Origin of the sequence: Nocardia vinacea NBRC 16497, from assembly GCF_000308835.1 — a bacterium.
GTDB lineage: Bacteria > Actinomycetota > Actinomycetes > Mycobacteriales > Mycobacteriaceae > Nocardia > Nocardia vinacea.
Window position 1 is genome coordinate 1 of the sequence record NZ_BAGN01000204.1, and the last position, 16,538, is coordinate 16,538.

Sequence of the window (16,538 nt, forward strand, 5' to 3'; positions counted from 1 at the left end):
GACATCTTCGAGCACAAAACGGTTCGCGGCCTGGCGCAGATCGCGCAGGCCGGCGAACGGGCCACGCTTGCCGAGCTGCCCAACGGTGGTGTTGGCGAGATTCCGGGCACGCCGATCGTGTCCTGGTTCGTCGAGCGACTAGGGGCTCCGGCTCGGTTCGCGCAGTCGATGCTGGTGCGTTTGCCGCGTGACGCGCGCGTCGACGACGTGGTCTCGACCGTGCGGGCGATCGTCGAACACCATGACGTGCTGCGCTCGCGGCTCGACAGGCAACGCTGGGAGGTCTTGCCACCGACCGCCGCCGAAGCCACCGGTTCGGTCTCCGTGCGGACCTTCGGCGCCGACGAGACTCCGGGCAGCGCCGGTTTCACTGCCGTGGTGGAAGCGGCGTCCGCCGCGGCGTACGACCGGCTCGATCCGGCCGCGGCCAGGCTGGTGCATGTCGTGTGCCTGCTGCCCGAATCCGGTGTAGACGCCGAGGGCCGGGGACTGATCGTGATCCATCACTTGGCCGTCGATGCGGTGTCGTGGCGAATTCTGGTGCCGGACTTCGTGACTGCCTGGCAGCAGGTCATCAGCGGCCGAGCAGTCGAGCTGGCCGCATCGGGCACCTCCATGCGTCGGTGGGCGCACGCGTTGGTCGGCGCGGCAGCCGAGCGCGCTGGGGAAGTCGAGCTGTGGCAGCGGATCGGTTCGGCACCGGATCCGCTGCTCGGGCGTGCCGAGCTGGATCCCGCGCGGGACACCCAGGCGACTGTGCGTGAGCTGACCGTGTCGCTCCCGGCCGAGGTGACCTCGGCGTTGCTCGACCAGGTGCCCCACGCCGTGCACGGCAGCGTCGACGATGTGCTGCTGGCCGCGCTCACCGTGGCGCTGACTCGCTGGCGCAGGCGTCGCGGCGTCGCGCACGCGGGCATGAAGGTTCTCATAGAAGGGCACGGCCGCGAGGAGCAGATCGCCGCGGGCGCCGACATCTCCCGAACCGTCGGCTGGTTCACCAGCCGCTATCCGGCTGCGCTCGATCTGAGCGGCATCGATCCAGCGGACCTGCGCGCAGCGGTGAAGTCGGTCAAGGACCAGCTGCGCGCCATCCCGGACAAGGGCATCGGCTACGGCCTGCTGCGCTATCTGAACCCCGGCACGGCCGACCCGCTCGCCGCGCTGCCCGAGCCGCAGATCAGTGTCAACTATCTCGGCGGTGTGGGCGTCGATCTCGCGACACTGTCGGATCTGCCGTGGGTACCCACCGGCGACCCCTTCGACCGCCGGGCCCCCTTCGATCCGGATATGCCGGCGGCGGCGGTGCTCACGATCGATGTGAACATCTTCGACGCCGCGGCCGGACCGCAGCTCTCGGCCTACCTCGGCTACGCCTCACGGCTGCTCGACCACGATGACGTGGCCGAACTAGCCGACGAATGGGTCGATGCCCTGACCGCGATCGCGGCCCTCCCGACCGAGGACTGGGGGCTGTCGCGGGCCGACGTTCCGCTCGTCGACCTCACCCAGCGCAATCTGGACGAGTTCGCCGACCGGTACGGACCGCTGAGCGAGGTGTGGCCGTTGGCACCGCTGCAGGCTGGGCTGCTGTTCCACGCCGAGATCGCCGCGGGCGGGCTCGACGTCTACCTCGCGCAATCGGCGCTCACCCTGACCGGTGTGGTGGACGAGGACCGGCTCGAGCGCGCCGCGCAGGCCCTGCTCGCCCGCCACCCCAACTTGCGGGCTGCCTTCACTCGAACCGCGGAAGGCGTTGCTGTGCAAGTGATTTCAACGAATACCGCGGTGCCGTGGCGCAGTATCACGCTATCCGGCGACACACCGGACCTCAACCAGGTGATCGACGCAGAGCGGGCGGCCGGATTCGATCCGGCCGATCCGCCGCTGCTGCGGTTCGTGCTCGTTACAGTGGGACCGCAAGACTTCCGGCTGATATTGACGGCCCATCACCTTCTGCTCGACGGCTGGTCGCTGCCGCTGCTGTGGCGTGAACTGATCGGCTTGTACGCGGCGGACGCACAGCCAGAGCTGTTGCCCGCTGCCGCGTCCTACCGCGATTACTTGGAATGGCTGGACCGCCGCGACCGCGGCAGAAGCATCGAGGTATGGCGAGACGCGCTGCGCGATATCACCGAGCCCACGTTGGCCGCCGGATCACACACGGCTACGAGCGCGGAGATTCCGATCGATTGTCCTATCGTCCTCGATCGTGCCGCGACCGCGGAGTTGGTGGAATTCGCCCGCGCATACGCGGTGACGATGGCGACGATCGTCCAGTTCGCCTGGGCGATGGTACTGAGCAACCTACTCGACGTCGACCGCGTGGTTTTCGGCAGCACGGTCTCCGGCCGTCCCGCCGAAGTGCCCGGCGTCGAGTCGATGATCGGCCTGTTCATCAATACGATTCCGGTCGCGGTCGATACTCGCCGGGACCGGACCATCGAGGACGCGCTGAATCGGCTGCAGGCGGCCAACACCCGTCTGCTCGACCATCACTACCTCGAACTGCCACAGATCTCGGCGGCCACGGGCACCGTTTCCTTGTTCGACACGCTGGTGGTGTTCGAGTCGTACCCGGTCGACGGCAGCGGCCTCGGCGACGCCGACATCGACGGTATGCGGGTGGTCTCGGCGCAAGGCCGCGACGCCGCGCATTACCCGATCACCGTTCAGGCGCACCACACCGACGAGTTGCACGTCCGAGTGCGCTACCAGCGGGCCCGCATCGAGGACGAGATGGCGGCGGGTCTCGCCGCCCGGCTCGAAATCGTGTTGCGCGCAATCACAACCGATCCACACGCGCGGCTCGATTCGCTGGATCTGCTGTCGACAGCAGAGCGGGACGGGTTGGTACCTGCCACGGGTGGCAGCGCCGCGGCGCCACACCTGTTGGCGGAGTTGCTGGCCGCGGGCGTCGTCGTGAATCCCGATGCGGCAGCGTTGGCTTCAGGCCTGCGCAACGTCTCCTACGCCGAGTTGGATGCCCGGTCGAACCAACTGGCGCGGCAGTTGATCGAGTGGGGTATCGGCCCCGGCGATCAGGTCGCGCTGGCGATGCCGCGGTCAGTGGAGTTCGTTATCGGTCTGTGGGCGGTGACCAAGACGGGCGCGGCGTTCGTACCGGTCGATCCACGCAATCCGGCCGAGCGCGTGGCACACATGGTCGCGGACTCCGATGTGCGGGTGGCGGTCACCGTCGAGGCATCACGGGATCTGCTTCCCGACGCGGTGCGCCCGCTGGTACTCGACGATCCGGAAATCTTGTCCGCTATCGCGGCGAAGTCCACGGCCGCCGTCACCGACGCCGTTCGCATACATACGCCACAGGTCCGGGATGTGGCATACGTGATCTACACCTCGGGGTCGACCGGGCTCCCGAAGGGCGTCGCGGTCACCCATGAGGGGCTGGCGAATTTCGCCGCTGTAGAGCGTGACCGCTTCGACGTGGACGCTGGGGCGCGAGTGCTGCAGGCCGCCGCTCCCGGTTTCGATGCGATGGTTCTCGAAGTGCTGCTGGCGCACACGAACGGCGCGTTGCTGGTGGTGCCGGCACCGGATGTGTTCGCCGGTGACGAGCTGGCGGATTTGATTCGGACGCAGCGGGTTTCGCATGCGTTCCTCACACCGAGTGTGCTGGCCACCATGTCACCGACCGGTTTGGATTCGTTGCAGGTGCTGATCGCCGGCGGAGAGGCGGTGTCACCGGAAACGGTTTCGGTGTGGGCGCCCGGCAGGCAGCTGTTCAACGGGTACGGACCGACCGAAACGACGATTTTGTCCGGGATAAGCGGTTCGCTGTGCCCAGGCGACGCGGTGACGATCGGCGGACCGAACCGTGGCGTCGAGGCCGTTGTGCTGGATGGGTGGTTGCGGCCGGTGCCAGTCGGGGTGGTGGGGGAGCTGTATCTCGCGGGAATGCAGCTGGCACGCGGGTATGTGAGCCGGGCCGCTGCCACCGCGGGTGCATTCGTGGCGAATCCCTTCGGCGTGGCGGGCTCGCGCATGTACCGCACCGGCGATCTGGCCCGCTGGACATCGGAACACACCGTGGAGTACCTCGGACGCCGCGATTTCCAGGTCAAGATCCGCGGTCAACGCATCGAACTCGGTGAGATCGAAACCGTGCTGTCCGAGCACCCCGGGATCGACCGCGCGGCTGTCGTGTTGCGGAAAGACGAGCGTGGCACCGACCGTCTCGTCGGCTACCTGCTCGGCGACGGGCGCACAGATCCGAGCGCCGTCAGGTCTGCAGCCCGGCGGCGCCTGCCGGCGCACATGGTGCCCGACGTGCTGGTGCCGCTCGCCGAACTCCCGCTCACCGCAACCGGCAAGCTCGATCGGGCGGCGCTACCCGCGCCGGAATTCGCGGACGATCGGGAATGGGTCGCCCCGCGAACCGACACCGAACGGTGTGTGGCGGAGGTATTCGGCGCCGTCTTGGACGTCGGCAGCGTGGGGGCAACGGACAGCTTCTTCGACCTCGGCGGCAATTCGCTGTCGGCAACACGGGTGGTCGCGCGATTGCGCACGACACTCGGAGTGAGCGTGGGTATCCAGGACCTGTTCGAAGCATCGACTGTCGCCGAGCTGGCCGCGCGTTCGGTTACTGCCGATCGGAACGTCCGGGTGCCGCTGGCACCGCGAACCCGCCCGGCCCTCGTACCGCTGTCCCCAGCACAGCAGCGGATGTGGTTCCTCAATCAATTCGACACCTCGGTCGGCGCGTACAACATTCCGCTGGTGATCCGGCTGCGTGGCGAGCTCGATATCGATGCGCTGCGACACGCGTGCGAGCTGGTCATCGACCGGCACGAGTCGCTGCGAACCAAGTTCCCGTTGAGCAACGGGACGCCATGTCAGGTCATGGTCGGCGTCGACGAGGTCGTACCGGCTCTGATTCCGATCCGGGTCGACGAAGAACATGTGCTGGAGCGGGCGACGGCGGTGGTCTCCGCGGGCTTCGATGTGACCCGAGTATCTCCGGTGCGAGCCGAATTGTTCACCCTCGGCGACCGTGATCACGTGCTGGTGATCTGCGTGCATCACATCTGCGCCGACGGACAGTCGATGATGCCGCTCGCGCGGGACGTTGCGGTGGCCTACGAGGCGAGTAGGCAAGGGACACAACCGAACTGGCCTCCCCTTCCGATCCAGTACGCCGACTACGCGCTGTGGCAGCGTGAGGTGCTCGGCGACGAACACGATCCGGACTCGCTCGTCTCCCGGCAGCTGCGATTCTGGACCGACAGCCTCACCGGGCTGCCCGAACTGCTCGAGCTGCCGACCGACCTGCCCCGGCCGCCGGTGCCGTCCATGTGCGGCCGCGCGGTCGATTTCGAGCTGTCCGCCGAGTTGCACGCGCGCATCGTTGCCCTCGCCCGCGAGGCCAACGCGACGGTCTTCATGGTCCTGCACGCCGCCTTGACCGTGCTGCTGTCCAGGCTGGCCGACGTCGACGATGTCGCGATCGGCACACCGGTGGCCGGCCGCGGCGACCGCGCACTCGACGATCTGATCGGCATGTTCGTCAACACGCTGGTATTGCGGTCGCGGGTGTCGTCGCGGCAGCCGTTCGCAGACCTGCTCGCGGCCACCCGCGAGACGGATCTCGCCGCGTTCGCCCATGCCGATGTGCCCTTCGAGGAGGTCGTGGAGGCGCTCAATCCGCGGCGGTCGACCGCGCACATGCCGCTCTATCAGGTGACGCTCGACGTCCAGGATCTCAGCGCCGCCGCGTTGGAGCTGGCGGGGCTCACCGTCGAACCGATCGAGAACGGCTTCGACCAGGCCCGTGCGGATCTGAACGTCAAGCTCGTCGAACGGTTCGGAACAGGGGGTCGTCCGGACGGCATGGTCGGACGACTGACCTTCGCCACCGATCTGTACATCGACCAGACGATGGCTCGGTTCGCGCACGCGTATACCCGGATCCTGGAGCAGGGGACCGTGAATCCGGCTGTCGCCGTGGGCGATATCGACATCGTGGATCCCGACCAGCGGCGCGAGGTGCTGGTCGCTGCCGGAGTCGACGGTGTCGCGGTCGCGGATGTGACCCTGGCCGACCTGTTCACCTCCCGCGTCGCGGCGCAGCCGGATGCGGTCGCGGTGACCGATGGTGTGTCGCAGCTGACCTATGCGGAGCTGGATCGGCGCGCCACCGAGCTCGCCGCTCGGCTCACCGAGCGCGGTGTGGGGCCGGAAACCCTGGTGGCAGTGGCGTTGTCGCGTTCGGTCGACCTGGTCGTCGGCCTGCTCGCGGTCGTGCGCGCAGGCGCCGGATATCTGCCGCTGGATATGGCGAACCCGCCGCAGCGATTGCGCTTCATCCTGGACGACGCGCGTCCGGCCGCTGTGTTGACCTCTGTCGAAATGGCGAAGGACGTAACGGGATACGCGGCACCGACGTTACTGATCGAAGAATCCCGGGCCGCGGTCCCGGACTGTCCGGTGCCCTCGGCCGCGCGACCGGACAACCTCGCCTACGTGATCTACACCTCCGGGTCGACCGGCACCCCGAAGGGCGTGGCCGTCAGCCATCGCGAAGCCGTCACATTGTTGACCCACGCCGCCGAACGATTCGACTTCCACCCCGACGACGTGTGGACGATGTTCCATTCGTACGCTTTCGATTTCGCGGTGTGGGAAATGTGGGGTGCTCTGCTGACCGGAGGCAGGCTGGTCGTCGTCGACTACGACACCTCCCGGTCGCCGGAGGCGTTGGTGGAACTGGTGGCGCGCGAGCGCGTCACGGTGTTGAGCCAAACCCCTTCGGCCTTCTACGGATTCGTCGACGCGGAGCGCCGATATCAGGAATCCGGTGGCGGCTGCGGCGATCTCGTGCTCCGGTATGTCGTCTTCGGTGGCGAGGCATTGGATGCGGCGCGGTTGACCGGCTGGTTCGCCGCGCACGAACCTGGATCGCCGCAATTGGTCAACATGTACGGGATCACCGAGACGACCGTGCATGTGACATTCGCCGAGGTCGATGACCCGGGCGCGGCCGGGATCGGATCACCGCTGCCGGGGCTGCGGGTGTATGTGCTCGACGACCGGCTACAGCCGGTGCCGATCGGTGTCCGCGGCGAGATCTATATCGCCGGAAGGCAACTCGCGCGTGGTTACCTGTGGGCTCCGGCGTTGACGGCGGGTCGCTTCGTGGCGAACCCGTTGGATCCGAACGGCGGCCGGTTGTATCGGACGGGCGATGTCGGCCGCTGGCGCAAGACCGGCAGCGGGCTGGAGTTGACCTACGCCGGCCGGGGCGACGCACAAGTTCAGTTGCGCGGGTACCGGATCGAGCTGGGCGAGGTGGAGTCGGCGCTGCTACGGCATCCGTCGGTGTCGCGGGCAGCCGTGGCGGTGCACCGCCACGAGCGCGACATCGATCAGCTGATTGGTTACGTCGTCGGCACCGATGGGCAGCGGATCGATCCGCGCCAGGTCCGGGCGGCCGCCGCTGAGGTGCTGACGAGCTACATGGTGCCCTCGATGGTCATGGTTCTGCCCGATCTGCCGTTGACCATCAACGGAAAGCTGGATCGAAAAGCATTGCCCGCTCCCGATTTCGACGGAGCAGCGTATCGGTTCGTCGCACCACGGACTCACGCCGAGAAAGTGATCAGCGATGTGTACGCGCAGGTTTTGGGAACCCCCCGGGTCGGGGTGACCGACGGATTCTTCGACCTGGGGGGCAACTCATTGCTGGCCACCATGGCGATAACAGAGTTGCGGACTCGTGGTGTGACGATCGAATTGCCCTGGATGTTCGAGGATGCCACTCCGCAGGCGTTGGCGCGCAGGGCCGACGACTCGGACGGCGACTCCGGCCTGAAGGTACTGCTGGCGCTGCGCGCGAGCGGATCCGAGCCGGCGGTCTTCGCCGTGCACCCCGCGGGCGGTCTGGCGTGGTTCTACGGCGGCATCATCGAACATCTGCATCCGGATCGGCCGGTGTACGGGTTGCAGGATCCGCACGTCGTGTCCGGCGAACCACGTGCCGAGTCGATCGACGAACTGGCCGCACGCTATGTGGCCGAAATTCGCCGAGTGCAGCCTACAGGTCCGTATCACCTGCTCGGCTGGTCGTTGGGCGGACAGATAGCGCACGCGATGGCGGTACAACTGCAGCGCGACGGTGGTCGGGTCGGCATCGTGGCCCTGCTGGACAGCGCAGCAGGTGCACCATCGCAACCGGCCACATCCCTCGCAGGCCAACCCGCACCGGGACAGCTGATGGCCGATCTGCTCGGTGGCTGGCGGGAGCTGTTCGACCTCGGCGACGAACTGCAGGCGACCACCCACGAGCAAGCGTGGAATGTCATCCGGGACCAGGTGATCGCAACCGGAATGTTCACCGCCGAACAGACGGCTCGGGTGATGGAGAGCTTCCGAACCGCGAGCGATCTCGCCGCCGGTTATCGGCCGGATGTCTTCGACGGCGACCTGGTCTTCTTCACCGCCGGAAAAGACCACGCCGAGCATGATGCGCTCGCGCGCACGTGGCGGCCTTATGTGAGCGGCGACATTCACAACGTCGTCGTCGACGCCCGCCACCTCGAGTTGAGCCATCCACATGCGCTGGCCATCGTCGGCCCTACCCTCGAAAGGATCATGGAAAAATGCTGACCACTTTGCAGCAACTGCGTCTCGACGACGGCAGAACGGTGACCTGCACGAGTCCGGCCGAAGCCCGGATGCTGTGGGGCGAGACGACCGCGACGCACGGGTTCTACCGGCATGCCGCCGCGCGCCTTCGCCCTGGAGACGTTGCCCTCGACATCGGCGCCAACATCGGACTCACCGCGATGATGTTCGCCGACACCTGCCCCGGAATTCAGGTCATCGCGGTCGAGCCCGTACCGATGACCTTTCGTTGCCTGAACCGCAATATCGCAGCGCACGTTCCGAACGGGATATCTCTCCAGATCGCCGTCGGCGCCACACCGGGCACGCGCCCGTTCACCTGGTATCCGCGCGCATCGGCGAACTCGGGTTTCTTCGCCGATCGCGAGGCAGACGACGAAGCCACCAAGATCTATCTGCGCAACAGCGGCTTGGACGACAAGGCCATCGCGCTCATCACCACCGGCCTGCACGACGGCGTACCACTGGAGGTCGAGGTCACCACTGTTTCGGCGATACTGGACGAACACTGCCGCGACAGTGAGATCGGGTTGCTCAAAGTCGATGTCGAGCGTGCCGAATTGGATGTCTTGCATGGCATTACCGAAGCGGACTGGCGTGGAATCCACGCCGTCGTCGCCGAAGTCCATGATCGCGACGGCCGCCTGGGAGAAGTCTGCGAGCTGCTCGGTCGGCAGGGCATGTCCGCGCAGACTCAGCAGGATCCCCGTTTGATCGGAACCGAAATACACGAGGTATTTGCCGCCAGACCCCGTGCCGACTGACCAACCGTAATCGGACTGGTGCGGTCGCATAGTCCGGTACTCGCATATGAGGACAGCTAGTCCTGACTCGCGACAAGTCTCTCCAGCAGCGCTGTTTGACTGTCGGAATGCGGGTTATCCGCCAGAAGACCGGCAGGAACCAGCAGGCCGGGTACCGAACAAAAGGGGTCGCAATCATGGGCGCTGTAGACAAGGCAAGGAATAGGGACGCCTTTCGCGACTGACTTGTCCATGAGCGCACGTTCGACCCCGGCCGCTCGCATACGCGGCGGCATCGGGAAGAGCCTGAAAAGGAGCTGATATGAGCACCGTGGCCGCGACCGTCGATGTCGAAGTACCGGTTCGCACCGACTACAACCAGTGGACACAGTTCGAGACATTCCCGGAGTTCATGGTCGGTGTGGAAGCGGTAGACCAGCTCGACGACAAGCACACCCACTGGCGTATCCACGTTGGACCCGCGACCCGGGAATTCGACGCGACCATCACCGAGCAGCATCCCGACGAACGTGTCGCGTGGAAGTCCGACAGCGGTCCCGATCATGCGGGCGTGATCACTTTTCATCGTCTGGACGACACCCACACCCGGATCACCGCGCAAATGGAGATCGATCCGGAGGGATTCGTGGAGAGCGCCGCCGATAAGCTCGGCGTGCTGAAACACCGCGTCAATGGCGACATGCAGCGCTTCAAGCACTTCATCGAAGGCCGGCAGCATGAAACGGGCGCGTGGCGTGGTGATATTCCACGCCCTGACGCATGATCCTTCGTCGATGAACCCTTCGATTACAGCAGCGAAACGAGGTAGCTGGCCATGATCGTTCTCGGAGTCATTCTTCTTGTTGTCGGGTTCATATTCAGCATCCCGATCCTCTGGACCATCGGGATCGTGGTTCTCATCATCGGGCTCGTGTTGTTCCTGTTGGGGTCGACGGGCCGCGCCGTCGGCGGCCGACGCCATTACTACTGACCCCTGGATCGCGTTTGCGCTCTGATCCGATCGCCACCGCTGGGTCCGCTGGCAGCCGACGGCAACCCGGAGTGAGACTTTCGCGTCTCATCCTCAGACCGCGGTCGCGGTCTCGTGCTCGAGCACTTCACTTGCCGCTCGTTCTCCCGAGCGAACGGCTCCGTCGACCCAGCCGCACATGACGGCAGAGCTCTCGGTGCCGGCCCAATGGATGCGGCCGCACGGCTCACGCAGAGCGTGGCCGAACTGGGTGAGGACACCGGTGGGTGCGTGACTGAGCATCCCGCCGCCGGAGTAGCGCTCGACAGTCCAGTTGTGCTCGACGTAGTCGACAGGGGAGCCGGCCGTGTCGCCGAACCGCTCGACCAGCGCACCGAGAACCGTCTTCCTTCGTTCGGCCTCGTCGAGTTGTCCGACCTGCCGCGCGATAGGTCCCTCGACGATGACGCATAGGATCCCGGGTCGCCCGGTATCCGTGCAGGCATCGATGGTGATGGTCGCGGGTGACCCCGGTGCGGCCGACTGCCCGGACAGCCCGTCGCGCCGCCAGAACGGCTCGTCGTATACGGCGGCAATCTTGATGATCGAGCCGCTCGGCATCCGCTGATGGAGAAACGATCGATCGACCGGCAGCATGGGCTCGTACAGAATGTGACTCGCGATGGCCAGGGGAACCGCCACGATCGCCCGACGTGCGCGCACCGTCAGCTGCTCCGTGCGCACCGTGACACCGGCGGTGTCCTGCTCTATCCGACGAACCGGCTGCGACAGGTGGATCGAGTCGCCGATCTCGGCCGCCATCGGCCGGTAGATCGCACCCATACCGCCGACCGGCCGAGCATCCTGCGCGCCGTCCTTGACACCGAGGACGAAGTTCGGCCCTCCCGCCGATGCCATCTGGTACAGCACGAACAGTAATGACACCTCCGAGGCAGCCGAGGTGTAGCAGCCGGCGACGGCGGTCTCGAGCAGATCATGGGCGGGCCTGGACAACACGTTGTCATCCAGCCACTGCGCGAGGCTGAGCTGGTCCAATCGGCCGGCATGCTTCGATGCCCACGGCGCATCGAGGGGAACCGATTCGCACATATGTCCCAGCTCGAACAGTGCCGCACCGAGGTTCAACGCCGCCCACGGGCTCATCGTCCACGGAATCGTGCCCGTGTAGCGGTGCTGCTTGCCGTCGACCACCATCATGGCCTCACCATCGGTGTACTGCTGGTAACTCGGTACCCCGAACTCGTCCATCAGTGCGTGGATCCGGTCCTGCCCCGGTCCTACCCACGCGCCACCGCGATCGATCCACGACCCGTCGGCACGCACTTCGGTGAACGTGCGCCCGCCAAGCCGGTCGCGGGCTTCGAGCACCGCTACTGATCGACCGGCCTGTTTCAGCCGCAGCGCGGCCGTCAATCCTGCGAAGCCTGCGCCGATTACGCAATAGTCGACATCTGTCATGGCGAGCCGTCCTCGTATCGCAGTTCTGCGCACGGCCGCCGTACGACCAGCGCACGATCGCGGCACCCTCGAAACAACGGGTGCACATCGCCTTCGAACAGGTAGGCGGGTCGAATATTCAGCAATTCTAGAGCGAATTCCGCGGCAGGATATGCCGGTAGGCCGATCCGAGTGAATTCGACGAACTCCGCCGAAGGTCACCGTTGCCGAAGAGTGCGCCCGCTACGCGCCACACACGACGTCGACGATGCCCGGGCTTCTCCGGCACAGCTGTCAACGGTTCGGCGTGAACGGTTCGGTCCCGAGCACCAGGCGCAGACCCGAGATACCGGAATGCGTTCGGGCGTAGGCAAGTTCGCGACCGATGTCACCGACGTTGTTGACGATGGGAAGCGCAATGGCGAGCGTTGACAGAGTGCCGAGCGCATAGCCATCACGATCGAGGAAGGCGCTGCCACTGTCGCCCGGGATGCCGGGGATGGGCGCGACGAATGCGTGGGTCCAGCCACTGGCAGCGATATCGTCGATCTTGCTTTCACCGACCTGGGGGGACAGGGTGGCGATTCCGCCACGGAGAATGGAGTTCCAGTAGCTGTAGAGGCGGTCGCCGGCATTTGTGCCGCTGGTGTTGATGCCGACCGGGCCGCCCCAGTACGGCAGGCTCGGATTGACTTTCCCGATGTCCTCCGGGGCGAGCTTCACCAGCGCAAAGTCATTGTAGGCGCAGGTATTTTGATCCTTCTCGCCGGTTTCCTGCATGGTCAGCCAGCTGCTGTACGCGAGCTGCCCGGCGGCGGTGGTCGTCGCGCCGGAAACCAGCGAGCCGTTGCGGTTGAGACTCACGGCGGTTCCCAGGGGAAGGCTACTGGCGGTGCACCCATCGGTATCGGTGACCTGTCCCGTGGTGGCACAGTGGGCCGCCTGGCCGATGTATACATGGCCGGTGTCATCGACGAAGACGTAATTCGCCGTGCATTGGACCGCGCCGTGGGTGTAGGTCTGTATCCCGGGGGTGATTGCGGCGGAGGCGGCGGGCGCCCATTGATGTCCGGCCTGGTCGGCAGGAACGGTTGTCCCGTAGCCGGCGCCGAAGGTGAAGGCCTGCCGTTGCGGCGACGCAGGTGTCGAAGCCGAAGCGTGGTTGTCTGCTGTGCTGTCGGTGCCGGGCTGGTTGCCACAGCCGGCAGCCAGGTAAGTGCCGGTCGCTGCGAGGACGCAAGTCACCGGAATGGTGAACGCGCGGCGAAAACTGGACAGCAGCATGGATGGTCTCCTAATGGTTGTGAGGTTGACGATCTAGTGCCGGGGTGCGTCCCCGGATAGCAAAGCGCCGAGCGCGAAGACGTTGCCTAGCGATTGCCATCCGGGTTCTTGCTCACATTGCGTCCTTGATCGGCCGGTATCGGCCGTTTCGCAAACTTGTGGCTATGCTCGAACGGGTTTCGGAGCTCGGCAGGCGCGCTGCCGTGTAAAACCCGATCACCAGCTAATCTGAACCCCATTCGTTTGCCATCACGATGTGGTCAGTTACTGCCAAGGAGTCGATAAGACGCCGAGATGATAGCCCGCGAATTCTCAGCATAACTTAGCTGAACCGGCTCGGCGGATCAGCATCGCGACGCTCCCGCCGAGGCGATCACGACCCCGATACCGCCTCCGGTGCAAAGCCGAACCAGGATTCGGCCTGCACTACGTAGGCGCACACTCGTCGAAAGGTTTGCGTGATGACCATCATGTCCTCGACTGCGCGGTGTCTCGGGTTGGTGATGTTGCTGCTGGGACCAACTGCACCGGCCGCGGCGCTGCCGACGGCTCCCGAACTGGGGCACTCGGGCCGCTGGCTCACCGACGACCAGGGCCGGGTGGTCACCTTGCACGGCGTGAATCTGGTCTACAAGTACCCGCCGTACTTCCCCGCAGCGGGAGGTTTCGGCGAGAACGACGCCCAGTTCCTGGCGGAGAACGGTTTCAACGCGGTGCGGCTGGGTTTCGCATGGAACGCGGTCGAGCCGCAGCCCGGAGTTTACGACGATGACTACATCGCGCAGCTCGAGCAGACCCAGCAATTGCTGGCCCGGTACAACATCTACAGCCTTGTCGATTCCCATCAGGATGCGTTCAACCAATCGGTCGGCGCGAGTTGGAGCGGGTTCCCCGAGTGGGCGACGATCACCGACGGGTTTCCATTGCAGCCCGATCCCGGCTTTCCGTTGGTCTACTTCACGAGCCCCGCGCAAAACCAAACGTGGGCGAACTTCTGGCACAACCGCGCCGCGCCCGATGGTGTCGGACTGCAGGACCACTATGCGGCCATGTGGGCGCATGTCGCGCAACACTTCGCAGACGAGCCGTACGTGCTGGGCTACGACCTGATCAACGAGCCGTGGCCCGGTTGGGAATACCCGACTTGCTTTCCGCAGGGCTGCCCCCAGTTCGAGCGCGGTGCGCTCGCGACGCTCGAAGCAAAAGCGATGAACGCCATCCGCCGAGTCGACCCGAAGCACCTGCTGTTCTACGAACCGTCCGTCACCAACGACCTCGGTACGCCGGACTGGATGCCGAATCCCACCGGCGATCCGAACGCGGGGTTGAGCTTTCACGACTACTGTTTCGGCCCGATCGACACCTGCGTGCGCAACGGATTGGATCGCGCCGATGCCGACGGCGTTGTCGGGCTGGTGACCGAGTTCGGCGCGACCAAAGATCGGGCGAAGCTGACTCGTCTCGCCGATACATTCGACGACAACATGGCTTCCTGGCTGTTCTGGTCCCAACCGCAGGACCAGACACCCGGTCATACCCAGGAGCCGCCGACCGGCCCCAACCTGATGGACCCGGCGCTCGTCCGGCCATATCCGCGTGCAATCGCAGGCACCCCGCAGCAGTGGCACTACGACAGCGCGACCGGGACCTTCACCATCCAATTCAGCGCCCGCCGCGCAGATTCCGGTCAGCCGTTCGCACCTGGAGCCCGCACCGAGGTGTATCTGCCGCAGAGCGGCTACCCCGACGGCTACCAGATCGAAATCCAGGGCGCCGACGTCGTGTCCGCACCCGATGCCCGGCTACTTCAACTCACCACCAACCCCGGCCAGGACACCGTGCAGTTGATTGTGACGCGACGGTGATCGGCGCCGAGGCCATCTGACGTGGAAGCAGTGCCACAGGAGTGGAAAGCCAGTGCGGCCGTACGGCCGCGGCGGTCCCAACGTTCAGGCGCGCATTCGGACCGGCAGTTGCTGAAGCCCGCGTCAGTTGCGCGAATATTGTGGCGCAGTCGTGGCATTGATCTGCCTGCGGAGTAGTTCGGTACCGACACCGGGGCGCGATCAGCGATTTCGATCCTGCGATCGGCAGGTCTCGGTCCTCCGATGGCGGTCCTGTCGCCGAGGTTACGGTCGAGGAGTCCAGCTGGCGGAAACGGGTCTCGGACCGATGAGGTGTGTAGTCGAGTGATGGCCGAAGATAGTAACCCGAATGGCGACTTGCCAGAGCCGCGTAGGAAGACGATCAGCAGTCCTTACATACATCGGCTGCAGCGTCGGCATTTCCTTTTGTTCGATGTTCTGCCGATTCTCGGCACCGTCGGCGCATTCGCGTTTCTCGCGGTACATCCGTTCGGCATAACCGAATTCGTGCTGCTGTTCTCGATGTGGCTGGTCACCGGGCTCGGCGTGACCGTCGGCTATCACCGGCTGTTCACCCATCGCACGTTCAAGGCGGTGCCGTGGGTCGCCGGGCTGCTGGCGATATTCGGCTCGATGGCCGGACAGGGCGGCGTGGTGTCCTGGGTGGCGCTGCATCGACGGCATCACGAATACAGTGATCGCGAAGGGGATCCGCACTCGCCCAATCTTTTCGGCGGTGGTCTACTCGGTACGCTGCGCGGCCTCGCGCATTCGCATTTCCTGTGGATGCGCCGCCATGAGTACCCGAACGTCGTGCACTACGCACCCGACCTCATCAAGGATCGCGGCTTGGTGCGGATAGCCCGCCTCTATTACTACTGGGTGGGGCTCGGGCTGCTCATCCCTACGGTGATCGGCGGGCTGGTTTCGCTGAGCTGGACCGGAGCGGTGAGCGGTCTGCTGTGGGGCGGTCTGGTGCGGATATTCGTACTCGAGCACATCGTCTGGGCAATCAATTCATTCCTGCACATGTTCGGTACCCGCCGCTATGCGTCGCGGGAGAACAGCCACAACGGCGGAATATTCGCCCTGGTGACTTTGGGGGAATCATGGCACAACAACCATCACGCATTCCCGGAGTCGCCGTCATTCGGTTTGGACTGGTACCGGCTCGATCCCGGTTTCTGGCTCATCAAATTGCTCGAAATCTTCGGTCTGGCTTCGGATCTGAAAATGCCGTCCGCCCCGCGGATGGCCGCCAAACGTATTTCCGGAAACTTTGAACCCGTCGGTAACGCAGCGTGAGGAATGCACAAGTGGACACGAGTAGAGACGCCATCGTCCTGTGGTGCAGGGAATATCTCGGAAACCTGCTCGAGATTCCGGCGGAAGCGGTGGACCCGGCCGCGGACTTCGACCGCATGGGAGTCGACTCCGCCCTCGCGGTTGCGTTGCTGATCGAAGTCGAGGCGCGGTATGGCGTCGATCTGGCGCCCGAGGATCTCTTCGAGAACCCCAATATCAACGCGGTGGCCGGCTATCTGCACGAGCAGAGCCGGCGGAGCGTGGCGTAGC

9 protein-coding genes are annotated in these 16,538 nt (G+C 65.3%); 7 read left to right on the forward strand and 2 right to left on the reverse strand.

The genetic code is table 11. The features are described 5' to 3' along the window. Window positions 1–117: 117 nt before the first annotated feature. The 4 genes from ON44_RS28740 to ON44_RS51380 all read left to right on the forward strand — a co-directional run bounded on the left by ON44_RS28740 (window position 118) and on the right by ON44_RS51380 (window position 10,377). Window positions 118–8,625, forward strand: coding sequence for a non-ribosomal peptide synthetase (locus ON44_RS28740; protein ID WP_218007649.1), 8,508 nt, complete (start codon window positions 118–120; stop codon window positions 8,623–8,625). Continuing rightward, on the forward strand, window positions 8,619–9,407 hold the full coding sequence (locus ON44_RS28745; RefSeq protein WP_040695598.1) for an FkbM family methyltransferase: 789 nt from the start codon (window positions 8,619–8,621) through the stop codon (window positions 9,405–9,407). The genes ON44_RS28740 and ON44_RS28745 overlap by 7 nt, the downstream gene beginning before the upstream one ends. Before the next feature lie 301 nt (window positions 9,408–9,708). Then, window positions 9,709–10,170, forward strand: a complete 462-nt coding sequence (locus ON44_RS28750) for an SRPBCC family protein (protein ID WP_040695599.1) — start codon at window positions 9,709–9,711, stop codon at window positions 10,168–10,170. Window positions 10,171–10,221: 51 nt separating this feature from the next. Beyond that, a complete protein-coding gene (locus ON44_RS51380) occupies window positions 10,222–10,377 on the forward strand; it encodes a DUF6131 family protein (RefSeq protein ID WP_085998636.1) in 156 nt (51 codons plus the stop codon). Window positions 10,378–10,470: 93 nt separating this feature from the next. Here the strand turns inward: ON44_RS51380 and ON44_RS28755 are convergent, their stop codons facing one another. Together ON44_RS28755 and ON44_RS28760 are read right to left on the reverse strand one after the other, a co-directional pair. Then, window positions 10,471–11,835, reverse strand: coding sequence for a flavin monoamine oxidase family protein (locus tag ON44_RS28755; protein ID WP_040695601.1), 1,365 nt, complete (start codon window positions 11,833–11,835; stop codon window positions 10,471–10,473). 273 nt (window positions 11,836–12,108) lie between these two features. Beyond that, window positions 12,109–13,098, reverse strand: coding sequence for a hypothetical protein (locus tag ON44_RS28760; protein WP_245567371.1), 990 nt, complete (start codon window positions 13,096–13,098; stop codon window positions 12,109–12,111). A gap of 461 nt (window positions 13,099–13,559) precedes the next feature. Between ON44_RS28760 and ON44_RS28765 the strand changes: the two genes are divergently transcribed. The 3 genes from ON44_RS28765 (at window position 13,560) to ON44_RS28775 (ending at window position 16,537) form a co-directional block, all read left to right on the forward strand. Next, on the forward strand, window positions 13,560–14,963 hold the full coding sequence (locus ON44_RS28765; RefSeq protein WP_040695603.1) for a cellulase family glycosylhydrolase: 1,404 nt from the start codon (window positions 13,560–13,562) through the stop codon (window positions 14,961–14,963). Window positions 14,964–15,389: 426 nt separating this feature from the next. After that, a complete protein-coding gene (locus ON44_RS28770) occupies window positions 15,390–16,268 on the forward strand; it encodes an acyl-CoA desaturase (protein WP_245567372.1) in 879 nt (292 codons plus the stop codon). A gap of 11 nt (window positions 16,269–16,279) precedes the next feature. Beyond that, window positions 16,280–16,537, forward strand: a complete 258-nt coding sequence (locus tag ON44_RS28775; RefSeq protein WP_051182551.1) for an acyl carrier protein — start codon at window positions 16,280–16,282, stop codon at window positions 16,535–16,537. Window position 16,538: the final 1 nt, after the last annotated feature.

Excerpts from the sequence above, each read along its gene's own strand:
- ON44_RS28745 (WP_040695598.1), top strand. The coding sequence starts at position 8,619 with ATGCTGACCACTTTGCAGCAACTGCGTCTCGACGACGGCAGAACGGTG.
- ON44_RS28750 (WP_040695599.1), top strand. The coding sequence starts at position 9,709 with ATGAGCACCGTGGCCGCGACCGTCGATGTCGAAGTACCGGTTCGCACC.
- ON44_RS51380 (WP_085998636.1), top strand. The coding sequence starts at position 10,222 with ATGATCGTTCTCGGAGTCATTCTTCTTGTTGTCGGGTTCATATTCAGC.
- ON44_RS28755 (WP_040695601.1), bottom strand. The coding sequence starts at position 11,835 with ATGACAGATGTCGACTATTGCGTAATCGGCGCAGGCTTCGCAGGATTG.
- ON44_RS28760 (WP_245567371.1), bottom strand. The coding sequence starts at position 13,098 with ATGCTGCTGTCCAGTTTTCGCCGCGCGTTCACCATTCCGGTGACTTGC.
- ON44_RS28765 (WP_040695603.1), top strand. The coding sequence starts at position 13,560 with ATGACCATCATGTCCTCGACTGCGCGGTGTCTCGGGTTGGTGATGTTG.